The sequence below is a fragment of the Pseudomonadota bacterium genome, assembly GCA_039193195.1.
Lineage (GTDB): Bacteria > Pseudomonadota > Gammaproteobacteria > Steroidobacterales > JBCBZW01 > JBCBZW01.
This window is the reverse complement of record JBCCWS010000013.1, coordinates 39887-56490: the sequence shown is the minus strand read 5'-3', so window position 1 is coordinate 56490 and position 16604 is coordinate 39887. Positions and strand designations below refer to the sequence as shown.

The following is a 16604-nucleotide window of genomic DNA, read 5'->3' as shown; positions in this document are numbered from 1 at the left end:
TCCCTTAGCTCACGCGCTCGACGGCGACGGCCGTGGCCTCGCCCCCGCCGATGCACAGGGAGGCGATGCCGCGACCGCTACCGTCGTGCTGGCGCAGGGCGTGCACCAGGGTGACGAGGATGCGGGCGCCGGTTGCGCCGATCGGGTGGCCGAGGGCGCAGGCGCCGCCGTGCACGTTCACCTGGGTCGGGTCGAGCTTAAGGTCGCGCATGGCGGCCATGGTGACCACGGCGAAGGCTTCGTTGATCTCGTAGAGCTGCACGTCGGACGGCGTCCAACCGAGCATGTCCTGCACGTTGGCGATCGCCTTCACGGGGGCCGTGGTGAACCACTCGGGTTCCTGTGCATGGCCCGAGTGCCCGGCGATCCGCGCCAGCGGCGTGAGGCCGCGGCGTGAGGCTTCCGCCTCGCTCATGAGCACCAGTGCCGCGGCGCCGTCGGAGATGGAGGAGGACGATGCCGCGGTCACTGTGCCGCCCTCGCGCTTGAAGGCGGGCTTCAGGGATCGGATGCGATCGAGGTCGCAGCGGGGCGGCTCTTCGTCGACGCTCACGGTAGTGGTCTTGCGACGGTGCGTGACCTCGACGGGCACGACCTCCGCGTCGAAGTGACCGCCGGCGGCTGCAGCGAGGGCGCGCTCCACCGACTGAATGGCGAAGGCGTCCTGGTCGTCGCGGCTGAAGGCGTACTCGCCGGCGGTGATCTCGGCGAAGTCGCCCATCATGCGCTTGTCGGCAGGGTTCTGCAGGCCGTCGAAGAACATGTGGTCGAGCAGCTCCTGATGCCCCATGCGCAGGCCGCCGCGCGCGCCCATGGTGAGGTAGGGCGCGTTGGTCATGGACTCCATGCCACCGGCGACGACGATCGAGGCGGAGCCGGCGCGGATGAGGTCGGCGCCGAGCATCACGGCCTTCATGCCGGAGCCGCAGACTTTGCTGATCGTGGTGCATCCCACGCGTAGGTCCAGGCCCGCGGCGAGGGCGGCTTGGCGCGCGGGTGCCTGGCCGAGGCCGGCGGGGAGCACGCAGCCCATCAGCACCTCAGAGATTTCATCGCCCCTCAGGCCAGTGTCGGCGATCGCGGCGCGGATCGCGTGGGCGCCGAGCTCAGGCGCGGGCACGGGGGCGAGGGACCCCTGGAATGCGCCCAGTGGGGTGCGGCGGGCGGCGGCGATGACGACGGAGTCTGCGCTCATGGCTGATTCCTCATGCGGTCAATTCGGGATGATCGGAGGCTGTCCCAGTGGCCTGTCCCCCGGTAGCTTCGGGAGTGATGAGCAGGTCATTCATCGGCGAGGCAAAGGCGTGCCGACGAGCAACGGCTACGCCCCCGGGAGGAGGCGCGACGCGCAGATCGTCGAGGAAGGCCTTGCTTAGCACTTTCGAAGCTACCGGCGACAGGTCACTGGGACGCGGACGCGCGGTAGAGTTCGCGGCCGATCAGCATTTGGCGGATCTCCGTGGTGCCGGCGCCGATCTCGTAGAGCTTGGCGTCGCGCAGGAGGCGCCCTGCGGGATACTCGTTGATGTAGCCGTTGCCGCCGAGGATCTGCACGGCCTCGAGGCCATGCTTCACGGCGTTACAAGACCCGAGCATCAGCGCGGCCGCTGCGTCCTGACGTGTGGGGTGGCCGGCGTCGAACTGCTCAGCCGTGCGGTAAGCCAGGGCGCGAGTAGCCGCCAAGGAGGCGTACATATCCGCTAGCTTCGCCTGCATGAGGCCGAACTCGCCGATGGGCTGGCCGAACTGCTTGCGCTCGTGCACGTAGGGCAGCACCAAGTCCATGCACGCCTGCATGATGCCGAGGGGGCCGCCCGTGAGCACGAGGCGCTCGGAATCGAGTCCGGCCATCAGGATGTAAACGCCTTCGTCAACCCTACCGAGCACGTTCTCGGCGGGGATGCGGCAGTCCTGGAAGACGAGCTCGCAGGTGTTGGAGCCGCGCATGCCGAGCTTGTCCAATTTCTGCGCCGTGCGGAAGCCTTCCATACCTTTCTCGATGATGAAGGCCGTGATGCCGCGGGAGCCTCGGGAACTTGTGTCCGTGCGCATGTAGACCACCAGCACATCGGCCTCGGGGCCGTTGGTGATCCACATCTTGTTGCCGTTGGCGACGAAGTGATCGCCCTCGCGCCGGGCGGTGCAGGCCATGGAGCCGACCACGTCGGAACCCGCACCGGGCTCGGACATCGCCAGCGCACCCACCCACTCGCCCGTGCACAGCTTCGGCACGTACTTCTCGCGCTGAGTGGGCGTGGCGTGCAGGAAGAGGTTGTTCAGGCAGAGGTTTGAGTGGGCGCCGTAGGAGAGCCCGACGGACGCGGAGGCACGCGAGATCTCTTCCATCGCGACCAAATGAGCGAGATAGCCCAGGTTCGAGCCGCCGTACTGCTCCTCCACGGTCATGCCGAGCAGGCCCATCTCACCAAGCTCCCGCCACAGGGGATGGGGGAAGGTGTTGGTGGCGTCGATCTCCTCGGCGTGCGGGGCGATCTGGGTCTCGGCAAAGCGGCGCACCGACTCGCGCAGCATGTCGAGATCGTCGTTGATGTGGGTATTGAACAGGCTCATCGCAGGCTCCAGGGCACACATGCGCTCGCCAGCCCGGCGGCGCGTTTCGACCGAGTTGGCGAAAGTTCTACCATGCGGTAGATTAGTTTAAACCCTGGGTCGATCACAAGCGTTTTCGTCCCCCAACGGAGGCGTCGGCGATAGCCGTTACCACGGCCTCTGCGAATCCGGCCCTTGGAGTGCGAAGATGGCGGAAAGTACAGAATCAACAGGCAGTTACGAGGTTTCTCGGGAACCCGTGGGGGGACCTGCCGCGGGCCCCACACCCTGGGCCGCCACGGTGCCCGACCGCGAGGCCCAACACGCCATCAAGCGCCGGGTGATCGCCGAGCATGCCGCGATCCTATTTAACGAAAAGGGCTTCCATGCCACGTCACTGAACGAGCTGGCGGAGCGCTTGAATGTCACCAAGGGCGCCCTCTATCACTACGTCTGCGGCAAGGATGACATCGCCGTGGAAATCCTGCGCATCATCACGGAGGAATCGAAAGCGGTGATGGCGGCGGCCAGCTCCGCTGCCACGGGCCTCGAGCGTTTGCGGCTGTTCTTCGTGCATTACGCGCGCATGATGGCGACGCCCGTTGGCGCCTGCGGGGTGCAGATCGGCTCCCTGCCACACAGCGACGACATCCGCGGCCAGATGACGTCGTTCCTAAAGGATCTCGATGCGCGCCTGCGGGCGATCCTGAAGGCAGGTGTGGAGGACGGCTCGATCGCCGCGGAAGCGGATATCCGCATGACGGACTTCGCCGTGTTTGGGGCCCTACACTGGCTGAGTCGCTGGTACCGAGAGGATGGCCCGGCCTCGCCCGAGGAGCTGGGCGAGGCCTTGTTCGACACCTTCGTACGCGGACTTGCGCCGCGTCCCGCGGCGTCCGCGTGACGCCGGGATCGCCCTTGGCCTCAGCTTTGCGACGGGCGCCAGGGCTTGCGGCCGCTCAGGCGGTCTTTGAAACGCAACGTGTACGGCATGCGCGTGCTGGAGACGGCGCGGATGCGCTCCTCGGCGAGGCGATTAGCGGCCTGCCAGGAAGGGATACCGTCGCGCTCGGCAATAGCGAAGATGTTGCTCACGCTGGTGTAAATGGTCTCGATAGCCTGGTAGGCACGTTCCCGGTCGTAGCCCTGAAGCTCGAGGGCAACGTTGATGAGGCCGCCGGAGTTTACGGCGTAGTCCGGCGCGTAGAGGATGTTTCGGGCTTCGAGTTCCGTGCCCCATTCCTCGCTCTCAAGCTGGTTGTTGGCGCTACCACAGACGATTTCGCTGCGCAGGCGCGGCACCGTGTCGGCGTTGATGATGCCGCCGAGGGCGCAGGGTGCGAAGACCTGCGCGTCTACGTCGTAGATCTCGCTCATGGGCACCGGCTCAATGCCGTGTTCGTCAGCGAGCTGCTGGACGCGGTCTTCGTTAAGGTCACAGGCGAAGACCTTGGCGCCGCGCTCACGCAGCAGCACGGCGAGCTTGCCGCCGACGCTCCCCACGCCTTGCACGGCGTAAGCGAGCTTGGAGAAATCTGCGTGGCCGTAGCGCTTATTGAGGCAAGCGCGAATGCCCTCGAGCGTGCCGTAGGCTGTGAAGGGCGAGGGATCACCGCTGCCGCCGTGAACCGGGTGCACGCCGACGACGCGATCGGTCTCCTGGAAGATGTACTCCATGTCGTCGACGGTGGTGCCCACGTCTTCGGCGGTGATGTAGCGCCCGCCGAGGGAGCCGATGAAACGGCCGAGGGAGCGGAACAGGGCTTCGCTCTTGTGCGTTTGCGGGTCACCGATAAGCACTGCCTTGCCGCCGCCGAGATTCAGTCCAGCCACGGCCGCCTTGTAGGTCATCCCCTGGGACAGGCGCAGCACATCCTTCACCGCGTCGGCTTCGCTGGAGTAGGGCCACATGCGCAGCCCGCCAAGGGCAGGGCCGAGCGTCGTGTTGTGGATGGCGACGATGGCGCGCAGGCCAGATTCCTGGTGGTGGAAGAACACCACCTCTTCGTGACCTTGCTCCGCGAGGATGTCGAACAGTTGCATGAGACCTCCGTGGCGCTGGGCGGCGAGCCTGGCCGCGAGGCCGGGGCGCCCTGGCGCGTTCTGAACGGGCACGGCTGTGCCGAATGGGGCGGCATTCTAGCGCAAGAATGGTCGATGGGAAGTCGTCTTCGATCATCGACGAGCGCTGGCGATGAAAGCACTCCTGTTATCACGCTGCTTGCGCAGTGCAAAAAATTTCATGTGAAACCAATTGCCTCACCACACAAGATCCGCGCGGCCGCGTAAGGGTGCGCTGCTGCCTGCAAACTCAGGTTCAACCGAATGAGCTCAAAACCGATGAATGCACCGTTATCCGCCGTCGATAACCGCCAGACGGCCGTCGATCGCCCGCCCGTGCGCTTCGTCACCGCAGCGTCGCTCTTCGACGGTCACGACGCCGCGATTAACATCATGCGTCGCCTGCTTCTGGCCAAGGGCGCGGAGGTGGTTCATCTCGGCCACAACCGTAGCGTGGAGGAGGTCGTGCGTGCCGCAGTGCAGGAGGATGCTGCGGGGATCGCGTGCTCTTCGTACCAGGGAGGCCACGTCGAGTATTTCAAATACATGGTCGACCGCCTGACCCACTACGGGGCCGAGCATATCCGCGTGTTCGCGGGCGGTGGCGGCACCATCAGCCCCGAGGAGATTCGCGATCTCGAGGCTTATGGTGTGACGCGTGTCTACAGCCCAAACGACGGCTTGCGCCTGGGCCTTGAGGGAATGATCGACGATGTAATCGAGCGCGCAGGTGAGGTCAGGCGTCCCCGGTACTCTGACGAAGAGAATCGATCGCTAAGTGCCGCAGACTCCACGGCGATCGCTCGCGCCATCAGCGCGCTCGAGGAAGGGCAGTTGAGTCTGCCGTCCCTCCTTGCGCGGCGAGGGGAGATGGCTCGGCCGCCAGTGATCGGCGTCACCGGCACTGGCGGCGCCGGCAAGAGCAGTCTGCTCGACGAGCTGCTCCAGCGCATCCTCGCCACCTTCCCCGACTATCGCGTGGGCGTACTAGCCGTAGATCCCACGCGCCGGCGCACCGGGGGAGCTCTGCTCGGCGATCGCATCCGCATGAACTCCCTAGCCAGCGATCGGATCTTCATGCGCTCTCTGGCCACTCGACGTCAGCACTTGGCGACGGCGGAGGTGCTAGGTGATTGCATCAACCTGCTCAGTCACACGGGCTTTGATCTCGTCGTCGTGGAAACCGCGGGTATCGGCCAGAGCGATACGCAGATCGTTGATCTGGTGGACCTCTCTCTCTACGTCATGACCGTCGACTTCGGCGCGCCTAGTCAGCTTGAGAAGATCGACATGCTCGATTTTGCAGACCTAATTGTACTCAATAAATTCGAAAGGCGTGGTTCGGCAGATGCGCTGAGGGAGATTCGCAAGCAGTGGCGACGCAACCGCGTCCGCTTCGACGTGGCGGACGAAGACGTGCCCGTCTACCCAGCGATCGCCAGCCGCTTCAACGATGCTGGCGTCAATCGGCTGTTCGCCGCGCTGTGCACGGCCCTCGGTGAGAGCAGCGAAGCTCGAGGCCTTCGCGGGGGCGCCGCCTCTTGGAGCAACCACGGCAAGCGCTTGGCTGCAGGGGGCGTCAGCACGGAGGTGCCCGCGGGAAGCAACGAGCCGCTCGTGCCAGCCGCGCGTGAACGCTACCTAGCGGAGATCGTCGCCAGCGGTCGCGACGTGCGCGCCACGATCGACGCGGCGGCGAATGCGGCGAGCCGCGCCTACGCCTGCTTTGGCGCGCTGCAGGCGCTGCTACCGGACGGGGCGCCGTTGCCGGCCTTCGAGACCCTCGGTGAGGCTCAGCTAGCCGTCCTCGGTATTGCTGCATCCGTGCGCGAAGGAGTCGACGCGCTTGTAGCTCGCTACAACGAGGCGCTCGAGCACATCGGCGTCGAAGGCCTGGGGTTGCTTCGCGAGTGGCCCGCACGCGCGGCGGCGGCGCGCAGCGAGCGCTACGCCTACGAGGTGCGCGGGCGCACGATCGAGGGCGATAACTACACGCAGAGCCTCGCCGGACTTTCTCTGCCGAAGATCGCCGTTCCTGATCGGCGCGATTGGGGCGACCTGCTGCGCTTCTTGATGGAGGAGAACTTGCCGGGTGCCTACCCCTACACGGCAGGCGTCTACCCCTATCGCCGCGAGGCGGAAGACCCAACGCGTATGTTCGCCGGCGAAGGTACGCCGGAGCGTACCAACCGTCGCTTCCATTACCTGGCTGCTGGCCAGTCGACCACGCGCCTGTCGACGGCCTTCGACTCAGTCACCCTGTACGGCGAAGACCCGGCGACGCGCCCGGACATCTACGGCAAGATCGGCAACGCGGGCGTGTCAATCGCCACGCTTGACGACATGAAGAAGCTCTACTCGGGCTTCGACCTGTGCGCCCCGACCACCTCTGTCTCGATGACGATCAACGGGCCCGCGCCAGTATTGATGGCGATGTTCTTGAACACGGCCATCGACCAACAGGTCGAGCGTTACCTGTGCGAGCAGGGACGCCTTGAGCAAGTGCGCAAGGGCTTAGAGACCAACGGTGCCACTTACCATGGCGAATTGCCGAGTACGCACGACGGCCTGGGTCTCGGACTGCTGGGGACGCATGGCGCGGCGGTGGTGGAGCCTGAGGTGTACGCGAAGATACGCGACGAGGCGCTGCGCGCCGTGCGCGGCACCGTGCAGGCCGACATTTTAAAGGAGGATCAGGCGCAAAACACCTGCATCTTCTCCACCGAGTTCGCCATGCGCCTGATGGGCGATGTGCAGGAGTACTTCAGCCACAACGGCGTACGTAACTTCTACAGCGTGTCGGTGAGTGGCTACCATATCGCTGAGGCGGGGGCGAACCCGATTTCGCAGCTGGCGTTTACTCTGGCGAACGGCTTTACGATCGTGGAGTACTACCTCAGCCGCGGCCTGCCCATCGACAGCTTCGCCCCTAATCTGAGCTTCTTCTTCTCTAACGGCATGGACCCTGAGTACGCGGTGATCGGTCGGGTCGCGCGGCGGATCTGGGCGCGCGCCATGCGCGAGCGCTATGGCGCCTCGCCGCGCAGCCAGATGCTGAAGTACCACATTCAGACCTCGGGTCGGAGCCTGCACGCGCAGGAGATTCAGTTCAATGATATCCGCACCACGCTGCAGGCCATGTACGCTCTGTTCGACAGCTGCAACAGCCTGCACACGAACGCCTTCGACGAGGCGCTGACCACGCCGACGGAAGACTCGGTGCGCCGTGCCATGGCGATCCAGCTGATCATCAACCGCGAACTCGGCATCAATCAGAGCCAGAACCCTTGGCAGGGGTCCTTCGTGATCGAGGAGCTGACGCGTGCGGTGGAAGATGCCGTATACGCCGAGTTCGAACGCTTGGCGGAGCGCGGTGGCGTGTTGGGGGCGATGGAAACGATGTACCAGCGCGGTCGCATCCAGGATGAAAGCATGCTTTACGAAGCGCGAAAGCATGACGGCAGCTTGCCGATCGTAGGCGTCAACACCTTCTTGAAGGAAGGCGGTGAGGCGAGCGATGAGGAGCAGGCCGAAAACGAGTTGATCCGCTCTTCGGAGGAAGAGAAGCGCCAGCAGGTCGCGGCGGCGGAGGCCTTCGTCGAGAGCGGCAGGGGCCCGGGTGGCGGGGCGCTGGCGGCCCTGCAGGATGCGGCTCGTGGGGGTGAGAACCTCTTCGATCACCTAATGGTGGCGGTTCGCCATTGCTCTCTGGGCACAATCAGTGACGCCCTCTATCGCGTGGGGGGGCGCTACCGGCGAAACTTGTAGCTTGTCGCGGAGGGTAAACTCAGCGTAGGGCAGGAGCCTCGTCGCGGCAGCTTTGCGTGCTGGATTCGCTTGGTGCGCCGCAAAAATGGCGAGCGTGTCACACTCGAAGCGCAGAACTGTGACGTAGTTCGCGCGTCCTCGGCAGCAAGTGCGATATGTGAATAGGTTCACGGCCCCCTGCGCCGCGCCTCGCCATACTCTGCCTGTACTACGGGCGGACTCACGTCGCGCCCACAGGTCGGACCGCCAACGGAAGGCCAGGCTTGCAAGGGATGCGACCGATGCTTCTGAGTTGCGACAACGCGGGTGAGATAGAGGTGGAGCCGGTGAATGCGGTGGTGCCGCTTAACAAAGCGAAAAAAGACGAGCCGCCCTCGCCCCGAGTGGCGCAGGCGGAAGGGGTAATCGACCGCTTCCTCGATGCCATCTGGGCAGAGCGAGGCTTGTCGAAGAACACGCTGTCCGCCTATCGCGCGGATCTCATGTCCCTGGCCCGCTGGCTGGCCGACAAAGATATGGGGCTGCTCGATGTGGATCGCGAGATCCTCGTGCAGTTTATCGATCACCGCGTGGAAGGGGGCGCCCGTCCGCGATCGACAGCTCGCCAGCTGTCCAGCTTCCGACGCCTCTACCGCTACATGGTGCGCGAGGGCAAGCTGCAAGAAGACCCCACTGCACACATCCAGATGCCGAAGATCGGCCGTACCCTACCGAAGTCCTTGACCGAGGAAGAGGTGGAGTCGCTGCTAGGCGCACCTAACGTGTCCGATCCGCTCGGCTGCCGTGATCGCACGATGCTCGAAGTGTTGTACGCCACGGGACTGCGCGTGACGGAGCTGATCAACCTTCGCTACACGGAAGTGAGTCTGGTGCAGGGCGTGGTGCGCATCTCCGGTAAGGGGGATCGCGAGCGCCTGATCCCCTTGGGCGAAGAGGCGCAGACCTGGCTGCAGCGCTTCATCGAAGGCCCGCGCCTTGAGATCCTCCTCGAGCGCCAGACGGAGTACCTGTTCCCGACCCGTCGCGGTGATCGCATGACGCGCCAGGCCTTCTGGCACATCATCAAGCGCTACGCCAAGGCCGCCGGCATCGACGGCGATCTCTCGCCGCACACGCTGCGTCACGCCTTCGCGACCCACTTGCTCAACCACGGTGCTGACCTGCGCGTGGTGCAGATGCTGCTGGGACACAGTGATCTGTCCACCACGCAGATCTACACCCACGTGGCTCGCGAGCGCCTGAAGGACATCCATTCCGAGCATCATCCCCGCGGCTAGCCTCTGGCCGCGGATGCTCGGCGGGCGCCCTCGTCTATGGCTCCCGTCTGCCTCCCAATCTTCCGCCGTGTGGGTCTGCTAGACTCGCCCTCGAGTCGTCGCGCAACCGCAAGCGCCGTGGGGATGAGCGAACTTCGCTCCGGTCGGGCGGTCGAACCGACGCAACTAACTCGCAACCCAGCCCTAAGGCCGAATTCCAATGAAATACAATATGATCCGCTCGATTCCAGTGGCCTCGGCGGCCGCTGCCTCGCTGCTTTGTGCGATGGGCGCACAGGCGGCCGAAGCCGCCGCCGAGAAGACGCTCTCGAAGACTGACCAGGTAGCCGCAGCCCTGGTTGAGCGCATGCCCAATTTCACCGATGCCGAAGTGAAGGAATCGACCATCCCCAACTTGTACGAAGTGGCCGTCGGGGGAGGCACCGCGGTGTACTACATGTCCGAAGATGCGCGCTACGTGATCCAGGGCGACATGATCGATCTGGAGACGCGCGAGAACGTCACGGAGATGAGGCGTAGCGGCGCTCGTTTGTCCCTGATGTCCGAGCTGGACCCGGAGTCCACCGTCGTGTTCGCTCCGCAGGGCAAGCCCGTCGAGCACTCCATTACCGTGTTCACGGACATCGACTGTGGCTACTGCCGCAAGCTGCATCAGGAGATCGCCCAGCTGAACGATCTCGGCATCAAGGTGAGCTACGCCTTGTATCCGCGCAGCGGCCCAAACTCGCCGTCCTGGACCAAGGCCGTGGAAGTGTTCTGCGCTGACGACCGCAACGCGGCGCTCACGCAGGCTAAGGCGGGCATCGACGTGCAGGCCGAGTCCTGTGAGACCAACGCGGTGGACCAGGGCTGGAACGTGGGTCGCAACGCGGGCGTCACCGGCACGCCGGCGATCGTGACGGAGAGTGGCTATCTGATTGGGGGTTACCTGCCGGCGCCGCAGCTGAAGGCGCGCCTGGAGCAGATTGCAGGCGGTAACGAGAGCTGATCAACTGCTGACGGTCCGCCGGCATTTCAGCCGTTGTTTCTGCCTTCGTTAGCGAGGGTGGGGCAGCGGCTGAATCCGTTTAGCGCTCGAGATGTTGGAGCTTATCTGACACATTGCTCCACTCATCAGCGTCCTCAGGCGCGTCTTGCTTCTCGGTGATGACAGGCCAGGATTTGGAGAGTTCCGCGTTGAGTTCGAGGAACTGCTCCTGCCCGTTGGGCAACTCGTCCTCGGAGTAGATCGCCTCGGCCGGACACTCGGGCTCGCACAAGGTGCAATCGATACACTCTTCCGGGTCGATCACGAGGAAGTTCGGTCCCTCGTGAAAGCAGTCGACAGGGCACACCTCCACGCAGTCGGTGTACTTGCACTTGATGCAGTTCTCCGTAACCACAAAAGCCATTTCGCCAGTCGCTCCACCGCTCGAGTGTCAACAAGAATAGACGTTTAGTGCGCTGAAGTCAGCGCTTCATGCGTTCGACGCGGGTCGTGTGGAGGCGCTCCACCTGCTCGCGTCGATCGTCTAGATAGCGCTCCAGTGCGAAGCGTACGCTGGGGAAGGCTAGCTCGCCCCAGGGAACATCCTCGATCGGTACCAGGGCTGACTCGAGCGTCTCCTCGCCGACGCCGTACTTACCGTCGCGCAGGGTGGCGCGAAACATGATGTGCACCTGATCGACGTGCGGCACGTTGACCACAGCGAGCATCGAGCCGACGTCGACCTCGGCCAGAGCCTCTTCGCGCACCTCACGAGCCGCACCCTCGGCAACCGTCTCACCGCATTCCATGAACCCCGCTGGGGCTGTCCAATAGCCGTGGCGTGGCTCGATCGCTCGGCGGCAGAGCAGGATAGCGCCCTCCCACTCGACGACGCAGCCCACCACGTTGCGCGGGTTGATGTAGTGGATCGTGTGGCAGTTATCGCAGACGTAGCGGGGGAGGTTGTCGCCGGGCGGTACCCGGTGGGCGACCGGGTGGCCACAGTTGCTGCAGAAGTTCATAGGGCATCGATTATCCTCCCTCAGTGCGACCGTGGCCACCGTGCGGTGTCTTGCCCGTTCTGCCTCTCGCGAAGCGCAAGCGCGTTGTTGGCGAAGCCCTGCGCATCGTGTCCAATGGCGGGCCTGGCTCGACAGAGTCTCCCCGGGAGCGCACACCCGCCATGTCGAATCTGCAGTTTCTCTACGGCAAACCCGTGCCGGCCTCGGAGGAGGCGCGCACGCCGCTCACGCACCACGACCTACTGGAGCTGGTGGCCCCGTTCTCGAGCGCCGATCGCCACCTCGATTTGGAGGCGAGCGATCGCGCTCGCCGTCGCTTGGCCTTCAAGCCTCTGGCGCACGCGGCCACAGATTCGACGCCCGCCCTGTCCGAGCATCTCACCCTGGAGGTGCCCGAGGGGTCGGCGGATGACTTCACCCTGGAGCGGCAGCTGAGGGCGATGACCCCCACGGGTGAGCTGGTGGCGACCCTGAAGGCGACCGGCGGCGCGTTGGATCGCGTCCTCTCCTGGGTGCAAGCTGTGCCGCTTGCGCGCCACTGGCGCCAGGTCGCTGGTACCTGGCTCGCTCGCAGTTATCGGATTCGATCGCCGCAACCTAACACTGGAACGCCGGCACCGCAGATCGATGGCGCCCAGGCCAGGCTCGCGCAGGGCGCCGTGTTCACCGTGGAGCACACGCTGGCCGGCTCGCCCCTGGAGGTGCGCCTGCAGGCGCTCGACGACGACGCGCAGCTGCTCCTGCCGGACGACTTCCTGGCTGTCGCCGGGCCCATGTGGCGTCCGCTTCGCAAGACCGCGCACCGCGGGTGGCGTGGGTCCCTGCGGGCGCCGCCGCATGAGCCCGAGCGGACGCACGAGGCGGAGACGGCCCTCGACGGCATCGTGAGCCATCTCGCCCAGACGCTCGCCACGCAACCTGGCGACTACCATGAGCATCACAAGGTCGCCCGGTGGCGGGCAGCACTGCAGCGGGCGACGCCGGTGCTGGCGCTGCTGGCCTTCGTCATCGTCACGCCGAGCTTGATGTTCCTTCCCGCGGCGAAGAACCCCGGGTTTCTCGTGATCATCTTTCAGCTGCCGACCGTCGCGCTCATCGCATTCTTTTCCCTACGCGATATCCCTGTGCTGGAGATTCCCCCGTTGCCCTCGCCCTTGAAACAGCGGGCGTGGGTGCTGCCGACTAGTAGAATCGACAAGTAGACGTATCAGCACCTGGGAGATCGTCGGTGCAGGCAAATCCAATGAACATCCCGGCGGTGTCGATCACCGCCGCCAAGTCAGCCCTCCTCGGCCAGTTTGCCGACCCGGTGCTGCGCCAGCGCGCGACGATGCTCTGGGGCACGCGCGGCGTCGGCAAGTCCTCGATCGTGCGCCAGGTGGCCGAGCACCATCAGGTGCCGTTGGTGGACCTGCGCCTGACCAGCATCGAGCCGGTGGACATCCGCGGTGCCATCTACGCGGACGACGAGCAGCAGCGCACGGTGTGGTTCCCGCCGGAGTTCCTGCCTGATGGTTCGAGTCCCGAGGGCATCCTGTTTCTCGATGAACTCACCGCGGCCGATCAGCGCCTGCAGATCAGCGCCTACTCCCTGATCCTCGATCGACGCGTCGGCAACTACCGCTTGCCGGACGGCTGGCTGGTGGTGGCCGCGGGCAACGCCGCCTTCCACGGCGCCGTGAGCCACGACATGGGCACGGCGCTGGCCGATCGCATGTTCCACTTCAACGTGCAGAGCACGGTGGATGCGTTCCTCGCCTACGCCCTGGCCAACGGCCTCGCGCCGCAGGTCATGGCCTACCTGAAGGTGCGACCCGATCGCCTCGACGACACCGCCTCGCAGGTGGCGAACGACCACCTCGTGGGCGCCAGTCCACGGGGCTGGGAGGACGTCTCGCGGGTGCTGCAGTCGAGTGCAGACCCCGAGCAGCAACGGCTGTTCGTGCAGGGGCGCATCGGCGCGGCCAACGCCGCCGAGTTCTTCGGGGTGCTGCGCGAGATCGAAGCGGGCACCAACGTGCTCGAACTGCTCGCCGCCAAGGCGGGGCCCGAGACCGCCGAGCTGCTTCCACGCACCCTCGATGCCCTGTACGGCATGATCTACGGCCTCCTCGCCGCCTGCGATGAATCGGCGCGCGTGACCCGAGCCCTGGAGATCATCGAGCAGCTGCCGGACACCAAAACCCAACAACCCCTGCCCATCCGCGAGGCGCAGACGCTCACCATGGAGTTGCTGTTCGAACGGGCCCTCAACCAAGGCTTGGAGGGGGCGATCCTGGAGAGCCCCGTCTACCAGCGCTACGTGGCCCAGCGCGACGACGCCAGCGCATGACCACCACCTCGCCCGCCGGTGCCGTGCACGAGCATCGCGGCACGCGCGCGATCCAGCGCATGGTGGAATACGCCCCCGCCACCGGCAGCCTCGCCCTGTGGATCGCCCATCGTGACGATGACGACCTCGGCAAGCGCGAGCTCGAGGCGGCCACCGACGGCGAGGAGATCCGCTACGGCCCCGCCTTCGAGGGGCTCACCCTGGCGCGCCAGACGGGGCTCGTCGCGCACCAGGTGTTGCACGTGGCCCTGCGCCATCCGCAGCGCAGTGAAGCCCTGCGTCAGGTGGTCGGTGATGTCGATCCCGAACTCTTCAACGCCTGCGCCGATGCGATAGTCAACAGTGCCCTTGGGCATCTCAGTTGGTTGGAACTGTCACCGCGCGCCGTGCGCCTGGAGGCCTTGCTGTCCCGCGTGTTGCATATCGATGAGCCGGTGGAGAAGTCGCTCCTCGAATGGGACGTCGAGCGCTTGTATCGCGCCATCGACGATCGCCAGGGGCGCTCCGCTAGCGGTGGTGGCGGTGGCGGTCGTCAGGAGGCGAGCGCGGGGGAGGGCGAGGGCCAGCAGGGGAGTGGTGGCCAAGGCGGCGATCCGCAGCAGCAGGAGGACTCGGCAGAGAGTACGTCCTCCAGCGCGCAGCGCGCGTCCGATCCCGATCAGATGACCGATGGGCCCCGTGCCAGCGCCACCCGCGACCTCGCCGCCGGCGAGCCCCGTGACCTCCTGCCCGCCGCGGCCGGCGATGCCCCCGAGGCGGAGGCCGAACGGGCGCGCGATTGGCGAGAGCGCATCTCGCGCGGCCACGCCAGAGATGGCGCCCACTCTCTCCTAAGAGAATTACTCGCCGACGTGCCGATGCCGCGGACGCCGTGGCAGGCACTGCTGCGCACGTGGCTGGCGCGAGGCCTGGCGCCGCTCACCTCGATCAGCTGGTCGCGCCCGGCCCGGTCCTGGCTCGCCAATCAGGGGCGCGATAGCCGCGGGCGCCGCATGCCCTTCGAGCCGGGCACCTCGTCGCTGCGGGCCGTCACGCGGTTGGTGGTGATGGTCGATGTCTCAGGGTCCATCGATGAGCCCTTGCTTCGGCGCTTCTGCGGTGAGATCACGGCCATCGGCCGGCGTTGCGAGGCGCACGTGAGCTTGATCGTCGGCGACGACCAGGTGCGTCACGTGAAGCACTTCCGTCCCGGCATGCCGTTCAGCGTGCCGACCTTGGATATCGAGGGCGGCGGCGGCACGGACTTTACGCCCCTCCTCGAAGCGGCCGACGAGTTGCGACCTGATATCGGTGTGGTGCTCACGGACCTGGAGGGTCCCGCCCGCCTGCATCCCCGTTGGCCCGTGATCTGGGCCACCCCTGCGAGCGCTGCTGAGGTGGAGATGCCCTTCGGCCGTCGTCTGCTCCTCGACTAGGCCGTCGGGAGGCGTCGCCACCGCGTCCTCGTGTACATTTGGGGATCGGTTGGCGGCAGGGGACTGAGCGATGACGAGACGGGTACGACGCAGCGCGGCGCTGCTGCTGGTGGGGTTGGCCTCGGCGTCCCCGTTGACGAAGGCAGCGCAGTGGACCGTCGTGCATGCCGGCCAACTGCCGCCGGTGCCCGGGGCCGAGGTGCTCGAGACCTCCACCGTAGTCGTGCGCGACGGCCGCGTGGAGCGGGTGGCGCCGGGCTACCTCACCGCCGCGGACCTGCCCATCGCCGACGGCGACGCCGTCACCCTGCACGACCTGTCCTCGCACTTCGTCATGGCCGGGTTCATCGACGGCCACGTGCACCTTACGCTCGAGTTCGGTCCCGGCTACCGGGTGCAGCTCGTCGAGGCCTCCGATGCGGACCTCACGATGCGCGCCGCGGGCTACGCGCGCAAGACACTCATGGCGGGCTTCACGACGGTGCGCGATCTTGGCGCCACCGGCGTCGTGGGGCCGATCACATCAAGCTCACGGCCACCGCCGGCGTGCTCTCCGAATCGGCAGCCGGGCTCGAACAGCAGTTCTTCGATGACGAGCTCGAAGCCATCGTCGACACCGCGCACTCCATGGGTCGACGGGTGACCGCACATGCGCACGGCGCCAACGGCATCAAGGCCGCGCTGCGCGCCCGCGTGGATGCCATCGAGCACGGTACCTTCCTCGACGACGAGGCCATCGCCCTGTTCCGCGAACGCGGTGCCTTCCTCGCGCCGACGCTGATGCCGTCCTTTGCCCTGATACCCATGCTCGATTCCCCCGACTCCTACCTCAGCCCCACGCAGACGGTGAAGGCGCGCCAGGCCTTGGTGCTCGCCGAGAAGTACGCCCGCCGGGCCCACGACGGTGGGGTGAAGATCGCCTTTGCCACCGACGCGGGCGTGTTCCCGCACGGGCAGAACGCCATCGAGTTCCGCCTGCTGATGGAGTGGGGCGGGTTGACGCCGATGGAAGCCATCGAGACGGCGACAGTTAACGGCGCGGCTAACATCGGGCAGAGCGATGTGCTCGGCACCTCGGAGCCGGGCAAGTACGGGGATCTAGTGGCCGTGGCCGGCGATCCGCTGCAGGATGGCTCCGAGCTCGAGCGCGTGGTGTTCGTGATGAAGGAGGGCGTGGCGTATCGCCAGCCGTGAGGAAGCCGGCCGGCGCGA

At 65.9% G+C, this 16604-nt stretch carries 13 protein-coding genes and 1 pseudogene; 9 read left to right on the top strand and 5 right to left on the bottom strand.

Annotation, left to right across the window (positions count from 1 at the left end; all coding sequences use genetic code 11):
- Positions 1 to 4: 4 nt before the first annotated feature.
- Positions 5 to 1195: an acetyl-CoA C-acyltransferase gene (locus AAGA68_12770; protein MEM9385929.1), complete on the bottom strand. Its 1191-nt coding sequence runs from the start codon at positions 1193 to 1195 to the stop codon at positions 5 to 7.
- Between AAGA68_12770 and AAGA68_12765 the strand changes: the two genes are divergently transcribed.
- Complete coding sequence (locus AAGA68_12765) at positions 1194 to 1376, top strand: hypothetical protein (GenBank protein ID MEM9385928.1); 183 nt, start codon at positions 1194 to 1196, stop codon at positions 1374 to 1376. The genes AAGA68_12770 and AAGA68_12765 overlap by 2 nt on opposite strands.
- Before the next feature lie 25 nt (positions 1377 to 1401).
- On the opposite strand, the gene AAGA68_12760 is transcribed toward AAGA68_12765, so the two are convergent.
- The gene (locus tag AAGA68_12760) at positions 1402 to 2571 is read right to left on the bottom strand and encodes an isovaleryl-CoA dehydrogenase (GenBank protein MEM9385927.1); all 1170 of its coding nucleotides are present in this window, start codon (positions 2569 to 2571) and stop codon (positions 1402 to 1404) included.
- 187 nt (positions 2572 to 2758) lie between these two features.
- Between AAGA68_12760 and AAGA68_12755 the strand changes: the two genes are divergently transcribed.
- Positions 2759 to 3454, top strand: a complete 696-nt coding sequence (locus AAGA68_12755; GenBank protein ID MEM9385926.1) for a TetR/AcrR family transcriptional regulator — start codon at positions 2759 to 2761, stop codon at positions 3452 to 3454.
- A 20-nt stretch (positions 3455 to 3474) separates the two neighbouring features.
- Here AAGA68_12755 and AAGA68_12750 read toward each other — a convergent pair whose 3' ends face one another.
- Complete coding sequence (locus tag AAGA68_12750; protein ID MEM9385925.1) at positions 3475 to 4593, bottom strand: Glu/Leu/Phe/Val dehydrogenase dimerization domain-containing protein; 1119 nt, start codon at positions 4591 to 4593, stop codon at positions 3475 to 3477.
- 297 nt (positions 4594 to 4890) lie between these two features.
- Between AAGA68_12750 and AAGA68_12745 the strand changes: the two genes are divergently transcribed.
- From AAGA68_12745 to AAGA68_12735, 3 genes are all read left to right on the top strand, one after another.
- Positions 4891 to 8379, top strand: coding sequence for a methylmalonyl-CoA mutase family protein (locus AAGA68_12745; protein ID MEM9385924.1), 3489 nt, complete (start codon positions 4891 to 4893; stop codon positions 8377 to 8379).
- Positions 8380 to 8762: 383 nt separating this feature from the next.
- Complete coding sequence (xerD, locus tag AAGA68_12740; protein MEM9385923.1) at positions 8763 to 9656, top strand: site-specific tyrosine recombinase XerD; 894 nt, start codon at positions 8763 to 8765, stop codon at positions 9654 to 9656.
- A gap of 211 nt (positions 9657 to 9867) precedes the next feature.
- Positions 9868 to 10644: a DsbC family protein gene (locus AAGA68_12735; GenBank protein ID MEM9385922.1), complete on the top strand. Its 777-nt coding sequence runs from the start codon at positions 9868 to 9870 to the stop codon at positions 10642 to 10644.
- A gap of 79 nt (positions 10645 to 10723) precedes the next feature.
- Here the strand turns inward: AAGA68_12735 and fdxA are convergent, their stop codons facing one another.
- The gene (gene fdxA, locus AAGA68_12730; GenBank protein ID MEM9385921.1) at positions 10724 to 11047 is read right to left on the bottom strand and encodes a ferredoxin FdxA; all 324 of its coding nucleotides are present in this window, start codon (positions 11045 to 11047) and stop codon (positions 10724 to 10726) included.
- Positions 11048 to 11105: 58 nt separating this feature from the next.
- Positions 11106 to 11645, bottom strand: coding sequence for an NUDIX hydrolase (locus tag AAGA68_12725; GenBank protein MEM9385920.1), 540 nt, complete (start codon positions 11643 to 11645; stop codon positions 11106 to 11108).
- A gap of 161 nt (positions 11646 to 11806) precedes the next feature.
- Between AAGA68_12725 and AAGA68_12720 the strand changes: the two genes are divergently transcribed.
- The 4 genes and pseudogenes from AAGA68_12720 to AAGA68_12705 all read left to right on the top strand — a co-directional run bounded on the left by AAGA68_12720 (position 11807) and on the right by AAGA68_12705 (position 16586).
- Positions 11807 to 12847 (top strand): hypothetical protein, encoded by a 1041-nt coding sequence (locus AAGA68_12720; protein MEM9385919.1) that lies wholly within the window; start codon positions 11807 to 11809, stop codon positions 12845 to 12847.
- 26 nt (positions 12848 to 12873) lie between these two features.
- Positions 12874 to 13977, top strand: coding sequence for a MoxR family ATPase (locus tag AAGA68_12715; protein ID MEM9385918.1), 1104 nt, complete (start codon positions 12874 to 12876; stop codon positions 13975 to 13977).
- Positions 13974 to 15392: a VWA-like domain-containing protein gene (locus tag AAGA68_12710; protein MEM9385917.1), complete on the top strand. Its 1419-nt coding sequence runs from the start codon at positions 13974 to 13976 to the stop codon at positions 15390 to 15392. Before AAGA68_12715 ends, AAGA68_12710 begins: the two co-directional genes overlap by 4 nt.
- A gap of 70 nt (positions 15393 to 15462) precedes the next feature.
- Positions 15463 to 16586 (top strand): annotated as a pseudogene (locus AAGA68_12705) (amidohydrolase family protein).
- Positions 16587 to 16604 lie beyond the last annotated feature (18 nt).